The organism is Mesorhizobium loti R88b (assembly GCF_013170845.1).
Taxonomy (GTDB): domain Bacteria; phylum Pseudomonadota; class Alphaproteobacteria; order Rhizobiales; family Rhizobiaceae; genus Mesorhizobium; species Mesorhizobium loti_B.
This window is the reverse complement of record NZ_CP033367.1, coordinates 3384012-3397512: the sequence shown is the minus strand read 5'-3', so window position 1 is coordinate 3397512 and position 13501 is coordinate 3384012. Positions and strand designations below refer to the sequence as shown.

The following is a 13501-nucleotide window of genomic DNA, read 5'->3' as shown; positions in this document are numbered from 1 at the left end:
ATGCCGCCGCTATGATCCAAACCTAATGTACTCTATTGTCAGTCTGGCCATTGCCATGACAACTCGCTTGCGCGCACCTTCCGACCCCGCTCAAGATCGTTTACCCGAACAAAGCTGCCGGGCTCGAGTGTTAGTTCGAACAAGACGCATGCCAAGCCAGTTTCGTCAGCGCGATACGGCCTCAACTCCACGCGACGCTTGGCCATCGGCTTGCCAGCGTACGCGCGACTGACGCCAAATATGGTTGCCAGAAATTGGCTCGGCTGGCCGTTGGCCACTATCGTTGGATCAAAAGAAAACTGAGAACGATTGCTCGTCCATCGCCCTGCAAAGTAGGCATCTGCGGAAGCATCGTTCGACCAGCGGCAGCCAGAGCGGGAGGCATATTTGACGTGAAATGATTTAAGCGTCGCATCGTATTTCGTTTTGTATCCGCCATCATGGTAGTCATCATACGATCGTCCCCCGACGACCTTGGGGGAAGCGAATGTTGGATAGATTTCGCATTTGTCGATCTTCGGAGACGCCCCTCTTTCGAGTGTCACGTCGTCTGGGCCACTTTGCGCTGACGATTTACCATCCAATCCACTCTTGACCACGACAACCCCGCGTCGCGAAAGTCCGCTCGTCCGGTCATTGGCAATGTAGGCAAACGACACTCTGCGCGTCGCTCCGTCAGCGAAGACCGATTTGAGCTTAGCCACGTCGCGCCACCCTGCCGTGGTGAGAAACAGCCATGCACCATCAGGTTGATTGGCAGCGCCAGGAATGCTTGGGCAATCCGCCAGCGCTAGGATTGTTGAGGCAAGCAAGGCAAAGGCAGTTGTCGCCAAGAATGACCGGATCATCATTACCCCCTGGTGGCTTCTTTACATACTTAGATAATCAAGCAGAAGACTGGCAAGCCATCTTAGTATATAAACCTCTCCCAATAAAGCCGTTCTATAACGATTTTAAGACGACGCCGCGCGAGACGGTAATCGTTGCTTGCATGTGCGAGCCCTCCACTCGCGCACGCGCAAAACCGTTAAAGCAGACTGCATTTTCCGCATATTTCCACGATATAGTCGAATATTAGACACACAGAAATCAACAAGTCAATTTCTTTCAAGTAATTGCAGATTTTTTGGACAATTTTATTGTCCGCCACAGACTTGCCTCGCTGTAGGCGGGGCCCCTCGCCTTTTGAGTAACTGGCGTTCGAGTGTTCGCGTTGCGTCCCTAACTCCCAGCTGCCGGCACTTTCTTCGGCGCGGCCGCCGCCGTTTAGCGACGAGCTTCAGTACCACCGGCTGGTACTTCGACAGCGCGCCCGTTACGGCGTCAAATCAGGCCAGGTCGCCCCGGCTCGGCTAGCTCGGCAAGGGCACCAATTTCGTTGTTAACATCGTGCCGATCCCCGGCACGAAGCGCAGAAAATATCTGGAGGAGAAACTCAACGCCGCGCTGAAGCTCGACGCCGCCCAAATGACGGCGCGGGACGCGGCGCTCGCGCCAGGAAAAATCGCCGGCCCGGCTATAACGAGCGCGGCAGGGCGATGGTCGACCGGTAGCGTTTTCGTATGTCCCGGACATCCGGCCCCGCCGGTCAGTCGCGGGATCAAACAGGAACGTAGGTCAACCTGATCACATCCCCGTCCATCCGATCATGAGCCACGAGGCGCAGCGGCGGCCGGGGTCCGGCGAAATATGGCTTGCCGCCACCAAGCACGACGGGGTGCAGGTAGATCCGGTACTCGTCGATCAGGCCAAGGTCTGTGAGGCTTCGCGCCAGGTTCGGGCCGGCAACTTCAACCTCCCCGTCGCGCTCTGCCTTGATCGCACGGATCGCGCTCTCCAGATCACCCTGGACAAGCCGCGCGTTGGGGCCGACCGATTTCAACGTGCGCGAGACGACCCATTTCGGCTGCTTGCGCCACGCCGCCGCGAAGGCGTTCTCATCCGCACCCCATTCAGCATGATCATCATCCCAGTAACGCATGATCTCATAAATTTGCCGACCGTACACACTGCCCGCCTGCCGCTCCGCCTCCTCGATGAAGTGGCGAAACAGCGCAGGGCCTGGCGCGAATCCCGTATGGTCGACATAGCCGTCCAGCGACTGGTTCATCCCGAAGACAAGCCTGGCCATGTCCACTCCCTTTCCTTTCGCGTCATATCGGAGCGCAATCCGATTGCATTATGCAATCAGTTATAAGCCATATCGCCTGAGCTTCGCAATTGGTTTTGGCGTGCATGGAGCTGCGCCCCGTGTCGGCAGCCGCAGTCGGACCTTTGCAGTTGCAGTTGCAGTTGCAGTTGCAGTTGACGACAAAGTCCAGCTTCCCCTCGCAAGAGCAACCCGGACTTGCGCTACTCGCCAAGAACCATGTGCAAGAGGTGGACCGTGCTTCGTGCGTTGGTTTTCTTGAGCAGATTGGCCCTATGAAACTCGACCGTTCGCGGGGCAATTTTCAAGGTGCGGGCAATCTCCTTGCTCGAATAACCCCTGACGATCTGGGCGAGCACGACACGCTCGCGGGCCGTGAATGCGGCATGGCCGGTGTCCGCTAGGATATCCAGTGCGCCATTCAGCTTCCTGATTTCCTGCTTGGCGGCCTGGAGTTCCGGGGTCTCTAGAAATTCCCATTCCCCCTTTCGCCGGGTGATGGTGAATTGATGGGCACGCGCGACATCGAGCAAATCCACCGCCCTGCTTTTCGACAGGGAATACGTGCACAACACGAGCATCTTCTGACCCGCCAGTGAGCGGTCGAGTTCATGCTCATATTGGCAAAACTCCTTCCAGTGGCTGGTCCCGATCCAGAAGGCGTTACCGCTGATTCTGATCCCGGCATAGCCCCGTTCCAATGCCGCGCGCAGCTTCTCATTCCAGCCGCCAGTAATGTGCTGCATGTCGAACTCGCCGCCCGGAAGGTACCAATCCGTGGCAGCGATCATCTCCATCTGGCCGGCCAACAGGCGTGCATCGATGTCGGGGATGGATTGCCGCAATGCATCCTTCGCCGCTTCTGCGTCGATCGGATCGGAGACCGCCCAGATGCAGAATTCGTTGTCGTCCAGGCCGGCCGCGAAATAGGAAGCGTTTGTGGCAAGCAGGTCCTGTTCCGCTTCGTAGAAGACGCAGATATGTGTGCCCCAGGATATTTCGCCCATGACGCGGATGCCGGACTTGCGGGGCGCGTGGGCAGGCTCATCGTTCATGTCGACGACGCTTTCCGGGTGCACGAGTACTTCACTGAGCCACTAAGTCAGTCGCAGCCGACGGCGGCCCACGCTACGTCGACCATTCCGTTACGGAACCTGTTGATCGTGCCAGTAGAATATGCGCGACAGCTGGCCATTTATGGGGGCGTGCATGTCCAGAGACTATCAGCCGTGGCCCCAACATGACAGAGATTTTCAAGGCCGGGTTCGGTAATCTGATCCGCACCACTGCGGCCGCCAACCCGCGCCTCTCAGGCGTGCCGGAAGCGATCGCGGCCCGGCTGCCCGATCTATCGAGGGATGGCTTGGCCATCAGCGATCTGCGCGAAAAGGGTATGGCGCTCGTCTACGTCAACAGCGCTTTCCAGAACATCACCGGCTATTCCAGTGACGAACTGATCGGGAGAAACTGCCGTTTCCTGCAGGGCAGTGATCGCCTTCAACCCGAAATCCAGTCCATTCGCGACGCCATCGCCCGACGTGCGGATGTTGCCGTCACCCTGAAGAACTACCGCAAGGACGGTAGCTGGTTCTGGAACGAACTCCGTCTCTCGGCCATAAGCATCGCTGGTGGCGAGCCGACGCACTATATCGGACTGGTCCGGGACGTGACGGCGAGCAGGTCCGCCGCAGCCCAAATCGCCAAGAGCACCCGCGCCGACATGCTGACCGGTGTGCTCAACAGATATGCCTTCGTCGAGGACGTCGACATCCTGCTAGGCAAAAGCGGACGGCCGATCCTGATCGCGAAGATCGACATGGCCCGGTTCCATGACATCAACGAAGGCTACGGATATGACGTTGGCGACCAGGTGCTGATGCAGATTGCCCGACGCCTGACCAACACTGCCGCGGCATTGGTCTGCCGCACGGGATCCAACGAGTTTGCGCTTGCCCAGCCTCTAACCCATGCCGAGGAGGCTCGAGCGACAATCGAAAGGATCCGGCAGTCCCTGGCGCCGCAATATCTCGTTGCGGGCGCAACGATCAGGATACGTTTCGCGATGGGCTATGTCGTTGGCAACGAAACGACAGACGCCATAACGCTGGTACGTCGTGCCGGTGCCGCCTTGCATCGGTCGAAGGCATCTGCGTTCCTCGATGTTTGCGCATTCAGCTCCGAGGACGACAGGCGCGCCCGAAACCGACTGCGCATGACCAGCGAAATGCAGCAGGCCCTGGAACATGACGAGTTCGATTTTCACTACCAGCCGCAGGTCGACCTCGCCACGGGAACTATTGTGGGCGCCGAGGCCCTGTTGCGATGGCACCATGGCCTGTTTGGGGTGCAGTCGCCGGACAAGTTCGTGGGCCATGCCGAAGACACGGGGCTCATACTCGACATTGGCGCCCGCGGTCTTCGCACCGTCGCCGACTTTGTCTCGCGTGTGAACAGGGACCGACAAGTCCCAATACGCTTCTCGTTCAATGTTTCGCCGCTCGAATTCAAACTTCGTGACATGCCGAAATTTGTCGCCGACGTGCTCGCGGCCAGCGGCGCTGATGCAGCATGGATCAAGCTGGAGCTGACCGAGAGCTTGATGGTCGAGAGTTCCACGGAAATGCTGTCGATCATGAGACACCTGCGCGAACTGGGTGTGGGCCTATCCATCGATGACTTCGGAACCGGCTATGCCAATCTGCGCTATCTCGAGGATTTCCCCCTAACAGAGATCAAGATCGATCGCGGTTTTGTCAAAGGGTTGGCGCAAAGCCGATCCAAGCGGGTCATCATTGAGTCGATCATCAGGATTTCCAGAGAACTCGGCTTTCACGTCGTCGCCGAGGGAATAGAGACAGAGGTGGAACGCACGCTGTTGCGCGACATGGACTGTGATTTCGGGCAAGGATTTCTGTTCGGTCGGCCTGTTGACGCAGCAACATTTGAACCGCTGGTTTAAGGGCTCGCACGACCACATCAGGGCGGTACCCTCGCGTGGGTTTGAGGTCGTGCGACGCGGCTGAAGAAGGCATATGGTCAAGCTGGCGTAGTCGCCTCGCTGCTCTCCCCCGGCAGCGGGTTTTTCGTGCCATCAAGAGGCTCGAATTTTTTTGCGCAGGGGTCTTGAAGCCGTTTGCGAAGCTTCCCAAATCGTTCGCCGTCGAGGCTGTATGGCTCGACGACGGGCGCTGCCGCTGGGCGGCGCACCTTGTACCCATGTTGCTTCAAGGAGAATGTGGCTATGAGAACCTTTGACTCGCTTTATCGAACCACCGTCGGATTCGATCGTCTTTTCGACATGCTCGAAAACAGCGCCAGGACCGACTGGCCGCCTTACAATATCGAGAAGACGGGTGAAAACGACTACCGTATCGCCATGGCTATCGCCGGCTTCAGTTCCGACGAGGTCGAGTTGACGCAGAATGGCCCGGAACTTGTGGTTGTCGGCCAGAAATCCACCGACACGGAGGGGCGTCAAGTGCTGCATCAGGGCCTTGCCTTGCGCAACTTCAGACACGTGTTCAAGCTGGCCGACCACATGAAGGTGGTGGCTGCGTCCCTTGAGAATGGCTTGCTCAGCGTCGAGATCGTGCGGGAAATCCCCGAGGAACTGAAGCCTCGCCGCATCAACATCGGCCCTGGCGACGCTATGGCCGTCAGCAAGCAGATTATCCAGGACGTCGAGAAACCGCGCAAGGTTGCCTGACGCGATACTTCAACACGAACACTGCGGTCGCCTCCCGGCTTCGGTCGGGAGGCCTTGATTGCGGAGATTGGAGATGAATCAGCAGACTGAAACATTCCGCGCCGCAAACCGGCGCATCGGACGTTTCGAGGGTCTTTTTTGCCTTCTCGACAGTCCGAGCGATGTGCTCAAGCATCCACGCATGGGTTTGGACGAAAAGCGGGCCTTGCTCGCATCATGGGCATCGGATTCGCATGCCGTCGAAAATCACCCCACCTTACGCAAACTGGACAATGGCAAGATCGTCCCTGTCGACGATATCTTGCGATGCCTGAAGGCGCTGGATCAAGTCGGCTCCGCCGGCCAGGGTCGTTCGCGCTGGGCAATGCCATGGATGATGGCATTTGATCGTCGCGGCCGGCGCATCAATGGATCGCCGCGCAGACGGCGCTTTACCGGTAGGGACGACGACGATGATCCGCCGCCTTCCCCGGCGGCGGTATCGCCACGTGTACCCGGCGGGGGCCAAAGTGGCGCGTATATGATGGTTGAGCGCGAGCCCGCTTATGCCTGACGGATCGCCTAGATTGCGTTATGCAATCAGTTGTAAGCTATTTCATTGGATGTTCGCAATCGGTTTTGGCGCGCATGAACACCTCACGGGCTCAGGTCACCGTGTTGGCCGTATCCTGAAGATTGGCAGTTCCCAGCCGCCGGTGCACCGGCGTCATCGAGACGATCCCGCTCAGCCGCCTTGGTACCCCAGAGGACCTTGGCAAGGCGCCTCTCTTCCTGGCATCCGACGAAAGCGCCTACATTACCGGCATCGAACTGGACGTCGACGGGGGCGCGGCGCAGTTCTGATCCCAGACCGCGATAACGGCACGCTCGCCTGTATCCCAGGGACAGTCCGACGACCTGGCGAGCGTTGCCCGCAGGCGTGGTCGCTGTTACGGTCCCGTGTCGGGGTTCGGCACGGCGACGACATACAGCAAGGCAGCATGACCACGCTCGAAAGAACCTTTACGCGGCGCGAGCCGAAGCAGCAACGCTCGCGGCAGACCGTGGACGCCGTGCTCGAGGCGGTCCAACTCGTGGTGAAACGCCACGGGACCCGGGCCATTACCACGAACCGCATCGCGGAGGCCGCCGGCGTCAGCGTCGGGTCGCTGTATCAGTACTTCCCCGACAAGCGCGCAATCTTCACCGCCCTTCATGACCGGCACGTCGACGATGTACGGCAGGTCATCGGGCAGACGACTGCTGCCTGCGCCTCGGCTCCGCTGGAGGAATTCACGCGCGAGCTCGTCCGCGGTCTGGTGAATGTGCACGCAGAAGCTGGCGAACTGCACGAGATTGTTTCGTCCGCTGTTCCGGAGGGCGCTCTCGGCTTCAAGAACGCGCTGCATCACACCTTCGGGCGGGTGCTGTCACAAACCGACCAGAATCGATACAGCCCCGACCAGACGCAGCGAATGCTTTTTGTCCTTCCGAGCATGGTGGAATCGCTCGTGCACGGGACGGTCCACCCGGCGCGCGCGCTATCGCGTGATGGCGCCATGAGCGAGACGATCCGTACCGTGCTGGTCTACGTGAATTCTTTTTAGAGCACCTCGGCCTTGCACTACTGAAACGACGCGGCGTTCTCGGCGGCCCACTGAGCAAACGGGATTGGTTCCCGCCCGGTTACTCGTTTTACCCCGTCCGTGACGGTGTCAAGTCGGCCCTCGCGCACCGCGCGCCAGATGTCCACAAGGGCATCGACGTAGGGACCTCTCCCGGCCCATTCGACGGCGCTGGTGTAGGCCTGCCGGTCGGATATTTCCTCGAAGCCGACGGGCTTGCCGATGGCTCTGCCTATCGTGGCCGCCATCTCCCCATACGACAGCGCCCTGGGGCCGGTGATCACCAGTGCCTGGCCGTCGTAGTCGCGCGAGGTCAGTGCGGCCGTGGCGACGGCAGCGATGTCGTCTGGATGGATGAACGCGATCTTGCCTCCACCCGTGGAAGAGCGCAGCACACCCTCGCGGCGGATGGACTCCGACCAACCGAGCGCATTGGACATGAACCCGGCTGCCTGAATGAACGTGAACGCCACCCCGCTTCCCCGAATAGCATCCTCGCCGCGTGCATGCCACGGACCCGTGCCGATCCCGGTTCGCACGTCCAACGTAGAGAGCTTGACCACGTGGCCGACGCCTGCGTGGCGGGCAGCGAAGGAGATTGCGCGATCCCGTTTCTCGAGGTCCGATCCATCAGTCAGGAGGAATATGCCATCGACCCCGGCCAGCGCGGCAGTCAGGGAGGGGCCTGGCTTTTCGAGGTCTCCGGTATGGATATCGACATGGTCGCCGAAAAGCGCTCTGGCCCTCTTCGCGCTGCGCACGAAGACCGATGGGCGTGCTCTGGAGTCAATGAAGCGCCGGGTTACCCGCGAGCCGATGTTTCCCGTCGCGCCGATGACGAGATGTTTCACTTGAGCCTGCTCCAGCCACGGATCACCTCGAGTGCCATTCGCTTCTGGCCCGCCAGAGTGAAATGCAGACCGTCGCCCACCAGCAGGTCAAAGTGCGGCGGGCTCCCCAGCGTTGAGTGGGCGTCGACAACCGCCCCGTCGCTCTCGCGGACGATCTTGGCCACTCGCTCCAGGTCTTCGTTGCGGAACCAAACCCCGAACCTGGCCAGGCCTGGATGCGCCGCCACCTGCGCTTCATTGACCGCGGGCGGCGTAATCCAGACGCAGTTCGCCGTGGTCTCTCCGGAAACGCGCTGACGCAGCTCGGCAATGTTGCGCGCGGTCTCCTCATGATGGACGAGTGTCTTGGTGGGGCGCGGGCCCTGCGTGCGGGCGTCATTCGTACCGACGAGGAAGAGGATCCAGTCGGGCCGGGAATTGATCATACCCGCGACCCGCACGAGACCGTGCGTGGTCGTCTCGCCTGCGACTGCGCTGATGGTCAACGAGATCCCGTCGGTGCCGCGGCGCTTCGCCAGCACTTCCCTCAGGATTACCGCCCAGGATTGGGGATCGGACGTCAAGCTGTCGCCGAACGCCACGACCTTGGCCCCTTTGCGCAGGGGAAGGCGATCGACCATCGATGCCACGGCCTCGTCGGCAAGCAATGCGCCGGCCGCTTCCGAGGCCTCCTGTTGCATGCGGCCAAGTTCGGTCGCGTAGATCTCAACCGGGAGACCGAGGAGCCCGGCATGGACTTTCGGGCCAAGGCTGGCGCCTCCAGGCAGAGAGGCCAAGCTCCGCTCGGGCTGGATGACCTTCAAAAGCCAGCGCACTTGCTCGTCCGACATGGTTCACCTCGCATCCGTCTGAAGGAGGCGAAGAATAGTCGTACCTTCGGAACGTCGCTACTCGCGTTGCCGGTTCATTAAATTATTGAAATTTCTCTAGAATTTTGCGGCTTCCAGAACCCTCTTCAGATTCAGGAACCGCCTGGGAAAGCATCTGTCACGGTTCGGCGCCTGGTTCGACACGATCTCCGCCGAGAGTGAAAAACTGGCGAAGCTCGACGCCGCCGGAATGGCTGCGCTGGCCGGATGCCCGCACCGGGAAAAGTCTCTGGCCCAGCTGCGAGCGCGGCATGGCGATGGTCGACAAAGCGGGGCCGTGTTCTACGGCTTGTCTTTCGCTGGGAGCGGAATGGGTTTTGTCGGCGTCAGCAGAAATCCGTGCGGCTCTCCAGACGGCGCACGGCCACCGCCGACGATCTGGCCGCTCGAATTGATGTCTCGCGCTTCGAAGAGCGTCCAGCCGCGACCGCTGGAGTCCAGCATATCGTTGAGGTCGTAGACCGCCGTCCCGATCCACAGGGCGGCGTGAGTTGGGGAATTGCCCTTGAGCGCCGCGTTTCCGACCACAAGCCCCGCATCGTTGATCCCGAGCGCCATGCTGAACTCGCCGCCGAGCGCACGCAGATCGACGATTTTCGAATCGATCCACACGGTCGCATGGGTTTCCGTATTGGCGTAGAGCATGGAATCGCCTGCAACCACGCCGCGATTGTTGATGGCCATGGCAAAGCTGTAGTCGCCACCGGAAAGAGTGCCGAGGTCGGTTGGAACCCCTCCTTTCCAGAGCGCCGCATGGACCTTGAAGTCGCCGGTCACGTCGGCAAACCCGACCACCCACCCGCTGTCGTTGATGGCGGTGGCGGTGCTGGTGCGTCCACCGAGGGTTCCGAGGTCGGTCGCGGCGCCGCCGCTCCATAACGCGGCGTGTTCGAGGCGCGTGTCACCGATTGTCGAATCTCCGGCCACCTCTCCCTTGGCATTGATGCCCGCGGCGCTGCTGTTGTGGCCGGCGACGGTGCCGAGGTCGGTCAGGACCGTGCCGTTCCAAAGCGTTGCATGCACATCGGATGTGCCCGCGGCACGCGCAAAGCCGACCACCTGCCCGGCCTCGTTGATCCCCTGGGAACAACCGGGGGCTCCGCCCATCGCACCGAGGTCCACAATGGCTTTCCCGGCCCACTTGACGGTATGAACGTTCGGACTTGTGCCCGGTGGCGACGACCCCGCCGCGTCGGAACCATTGTCCTTCGTCGTGGCGTAGCCGACGACCTGGCCGCCGTCATTGACCGCGCAGGCATAGCTTTCGGTTCCGTCGAGCGTGCCAAGGTCCGACAAGGTGAAAGTCACCGGCGGCGGCGGTCCGCCCGAACAGCCCGACATCGTGCCCGCGAGCCCGAGGGCGAAAAACAGCAGTACCGGTGCGCAATGGTCGCTCGTTCGCATCCCCCGGCTCCCGGAACGAAAAGTATCAGCCGCAGGGTGTTGCGGCCGTCTTGCAGCATACGCTGCTGGCGCTCGAGCGGCTAGTGAGCCGCGCCGGCGCGTCTGCTAACCCGCCGCTGCCTTCCTCGGCGCAGCCCTTGGCCGGCGCCGTTTTGCAACAAGCTTCAACGCCACCGCCTGCTCCTTCGACAGCGCGCCCGTCACGGCGTCGACCATGCCATGCGCGACGAAGTCGGCGTTCATGTCATGGGCCAGCTTGTCAGCCGCTTGCCTGTCGTCGTTGCCGGTCTCCGACCAGAACACGATACCCACCCGCAGTGCGGGCTTCGCCCGCTTCAGCCGGCGCACCAGGAAGCGCGCGTGCTTGACGGAATCGCGGTTCAGGAAGCCGACCACCACGGTGTCGATGGTTCCGAGCTCAAGGCCGCGGATGCTTGAAGGCTCCATGTCGGCAAAGCCTGCCTTCGACGCGGTCGCGCCCTGGACGTGCAGCACCTGCGCCAACATCGCGGCGGCGGCATCGTCGAGTTCGCCTCGCCCGCCGGCGCAAAGCACCGATATTCCGGTGCCGTCGGGCAGGTCGACTTCGTCCTCGTCGGCGGCCTCGGCGTGGTCGCCGCCTTCTACGGCCACATCAGGTGCATCGTCCTCGTCGGCTTCCTCCTGCGCGTCGTCGTCGAGGTTGGCCACCAGCGCGAGTGCGCTGGCCGCCACCTGTCGTCTTTGCAGGTCGCCCATGACGCCGCGCACACGGTCGCGCTCGCCCAGCAGAAGCGCCGGAATGGCGACCTTGTCGTAAAATTCGACCAGATATTTTTCTTCCAGCATCTCCTCGGCATGGTCGGTGGCCTCGTCCGGATCGCCGGCCAGAAGCCGCTGATAGAGGCGCGCATGCGGTTCCAGCACAGGCTCGTTGCCGAACAGCACGTCGAGGAACTCGAACTGCGGCACGTGCCTGCCCAGCACCACCAGGCAGACGGTGAGCGGCGTCGACAGCACCAGCCCGAGCGGCCCCCACAGCCATGTCCAGAAGATCGCCGCGACGATGATCGCCAGCGGCGACAGCCCGGTTCGCGAACCGTAAAGCCAGGGTTCGATGACGTTGCCAGTGACCAGTTCCATCACCACGAACAAGGCGGCTGTCCATAGCACAAGCGACCAGCCGGGCGCCACGGCCAGCGCCAGGAACAGCGGCAAGAGCATGCCGATGGCCGGCCCGATATAGGGGACAAAACGCAGCGCCAGCGCCAACAGCCCCCACAGCAGCGCATTGGGAATGCCGAGGATCCACAGCCCGATCGCAATCGGTATGGCGTAGACGATGTTGACCACCAATTGCATGAGGAGGTAGCGGCCGACCCTTTTTCCCGCATCGCGAAGCGCCTCGGTGGTGCGGTGAAGGTCGCCGTAGCCGACAAGCCGGATGAAGCGGTCGCGCAAATCCTCGCGCTCGAGCAGCATGAAGATGACGACGATGATGATCAGCCCTGCCGATCCGAGCGGGCTGATCAGCGGGCCGACTATGTTCTGCAGGACTTCGAGCGGTCTCTCTCGCGACACGATCTCGACCGGCACCGGCTCGCGCGGCGGCTTGTCGGGGGTGGCGGCCGGCACCGTGGCGTCCTGCTTGTCGATCTCCTGGCCGACACGCTCGACCACGCTGCTCAATCTGGCAATGAATCCGCCCCCGACCCCGGTTTCCTTGAGCGAACGGATCTTTTCCAGGATGTTGGTCTGGTAGGTCGGTATGTTCTGCGCCAGTTCGCTGACCTGCGAGGCGACGATGAAGGAGAACAGGGCAAGGGCCGCGAAAGCCGCGAGCACGCTGGCGATGACGGCGGCAATCCGGGGAATGCCGATCCGTTTGAGCGCCGAAACAAGCGGCGCGAGCGCGAAAGTCAAAAGCAGCGCGATAGCGATCGGCAGGAAAACCTCACGCCCGAAATACAGCGCCGCCACCGTCGTGACGGTGGTCGCCACATTGGGCAATGAGGTTCGCGGGTGCGGCCCGGCGGCCGAAAGAATATCGTCCAGCGCCTGAGGCGCTGACGCCATGTCGTTTCGACGATTGACCACTATTTGCTGTCTCCCCCTGCCGACGGCCATCGTCAGGCATATTAAGCCGGCGCGCAACCTTTGCCGAATGCAAGGCGCCGACAACAACGGGCAACAGGCTGGATGGCTCCGCGACCCCTTGACATTTCGTGCACGCCTCAATAAATGAGTGACCGCTCACTCAAGTTGGTTTCAACATGGCCCGTCCCCTTAGCGAAGAAAAGCGCGACGCAATCCTGGCATCGGCCACCGCCCTGGTGGCGACGCTTGGCACGGGCGCGGCCACGGCAAAGATCGCCCGGGATGCCGGCCTCTCCGAAGGCACGCTCTTCAACTATTTCGCCAGCAAGGATGAGCTGCTCAACCAGCTCTATCTCGAGATCAAGACCGATCTCGGCAAAGCCCTGCTGACATCCTATCCCGCGACAGCCAGCGTGCGCGAGCGCAACCGCCATGTCTGGGACAATTTCATCGACTGGGGCGCGAAATTCCCGATGAAGCACAAGGCCATGCGCCAGCTCGGCGTCTCCGAGCGGATTACCGAACAAAGCAAGCAGCAGGGCAACGCCGCGTTCGCCGACATTAGCGGGATGATCGAGGAAAGCCTTGCCGACGGCGCGCTGAAGGGCTGCTCGATGACCTTTGCCGGCGGCATTTTCGAGGCGCTGGCGGAGACGACGCTCGAATTCATCGCCCGCGACCCGCAACGACGCGAGCACTATAAGCAGGCCGGCTTTGGCTTCTTCTGGAACGGTATCTCGAAGTAAGATTCGGCCCTCCCCGACAAGGACAAACCATCACCACCGCAATTCAAGGCCAAACCAACCGAAATAAATGAGTGCCTAATCACTCTTTTATCTATC

The 13501-nt window shown here is 61.3% G+C and carries 13 protein-coding genes; 6 read left to right on the top strand and 7 right to left on the bottom strand.

Annotated elements, in window-relative coordinates; all coding sequences use genetic code 11:
* Positions 1 to 38 precede the first annotated feature (38 nt).
* From EB235_RS16565 to EB235_RS34595, 3 genes are all read right to left on the bottom strand, one after another.
* Entirely contained in the window at positions 39 to 848 is an 810-nt protein-coding gene (locus tag EB235_RS16565; RefSeq protein WP_155256333.1) for a hypothetical protein, read from the bottom strand.
* A 752-nt stretch (positions 849 to 1600) separates the two neighbouring features.
* The gene (locus EB235_RS16560; protein WP_027029945.1) at positions 1601 to 2131 is read right to left on the bottom strand and encodes a dihydrofolate reductase family protein; all 531 of its coding nucleotides are present in this window, start codon (positions 2129 to 2131) and stop codon (positions 1601 to 1603) included.
* A 221-nt stretch (positions 2132 to 2352) separates the two neighbouring features.
* Positions 2353 to 3204 carry an MEDS domain-containing protein gene (locus tag EB235_RS34595; RefSeq protein ID WP_208603621.1) on the bottom strand — a complete coding sequence of 284 codons (852 nt, stop codon included), beginning with the start codon at positions 3202 to 3204 and terminating at the stop codon, positions 2353 to 2355.
* 185 nt (positions 3205 to 3389) lie between these two features.
* Between EB235_RS34595 and EB235_RS16550 the strand changes: the two genes are divergently transcribed.
* From EB235_RS16550 to EB235_RS16530, 5 genes are all read left to right on the top strand, one after another.
* Positions 3390 to 5108, top strand: a complete 1719-nt coding sequence (locus tag EB235_RS16550; protein ID WP_051429605.1) for a putative bifunctional diguanylate cyclase/phosphodiesterase — start codon at positions 3390 to 3392, stop codon at positions 5106 to 5108.
* Positions 5109 to 5390: 282 nt separating this feature from the next.
* A complete protein-coding gene (locus EB235_RS16545) occupies positions 5391 to 5855 on the top strand; it encodes an Hsp20 family protein (RefSeq protein WP_027029946.1) in 465 nt (154 codons plus the stop codon).
* Positions 5856 to 5928: 73 nt separating this feature from the next.
* Positions 5929 to 6408: a hypothetical protein gene (locus tag EB235_RS16540; protein ID WP_051429606.1), complete on the top strand. Its 480-nt coding sequence runs from the start codon at positions 5929 to 5931 to the stop codon at positions 6406 to 6408.
* A gap of 122 nt (positions 6409 to 6530) precedes the next feature.
* Complete coding sequence (locus EB235_RS16535) at positions 6531 to 6698, top strand: SDR family oxidoreductase (protein WP_080680766.1); 168 nt, start codon at positions 6531 to 6533, stop codon at positions 6696 to 6698.
* Positions 6699 to 6835: 137 nt separating this feature from the next.
* A complete protein-coding gene (locus EB235_RS16530) occupies positions 6836 to 7441 on the top strand; it encodes a TetR/AcrR family transcriptional regulator (RefSeq protein WP_051429607.1) in 606 nt (201 codons plus the stop codon).
* A 17-nt stretch (positions 7442 to 7458) separates the two neighbouring features.
* Here the strand turns inward: EB235_RS16530 and EB235_RS16525 are convergent, their stop codons facing one another.
* The 4 genes from EB235_RS16525 to EB235_RS16510 all read right to left on the bottom strand — a co-directional run bounded on the left by EB235_RS16525 (position 7459) and on the right by EB235_RS16510 (position 12638).
* Positions 7459 to 8310 carry an NAD(P)H-binding protein gene (locus tag EB235_RS16525; RefSeq protein ID WP_027029947.1) on the bottom strand — a complete coding sequence of 284 codons (852 nt, stop codon included), beginning with the start codon at positions 8308 to 8310 and terminating at the stop codon, positions 7459 to 7461.
* On the bottom strand, positions 8307 to 9140 hold the full coding sequence (locus EB235_RS16520) for an SGNH/GDSL hydrolase family protein (protein ID WP_027029948.1): 834 nt from the start codon (positions 9138 to 9140) through the stop codon (positions 8307 to 8309). The genes EB235_RS16525 and EB235_RS16520 overlap by 4 nt, the downstream gene beginning before the upstream one ends.
* A 321-nt stretch (positions 9141 to 9461) precedes the next feature.
* Positions 9462 to 10583 (bottom strand): hypothetical protein, encoded by a 1122-nt coding sequence (locus tag EB235_RS16515; protein ID WP_051429608.1) that lies wholly within the window; start codon positions 10581 to 10583, stop codon positions 9462 to 9464.
* 105 nt (positions 10584 to 10688) lie between these two features.
* On the bottom strand, positions 10689 to 12638 hold the full coding sequence (locus tag EB235_RS16510; RefSeq protein ID WP_027029949.1) for an AI-2E family transporter: 1950 nt from the start codon (positions 12636 to 12638) through the stop codon (positions 10689 to 10691).
* A 197-nt stretch (positions 12639 to 12835) separates the two neighbouring features.
* On the opposite strand from EB235_RS16510, the gene EB235_RS16505 reads away from it, so the two are divergent.
* Positions 12836 to 13405 carry a TetR/AcrR family transcriptional regulator gene (locus EB235_RS16505; RefSeq protein ID WP_027029950.1) on the top strand — a complete coding sequence of 190 codons (570 nt, stop codon included), beginning with the start codon at positions 12836 to 12838 and terminating at the stop codon, positions 13403 to 13405.
* Positions 13406 to 13501: the final 96 nt, after the last annotated feature.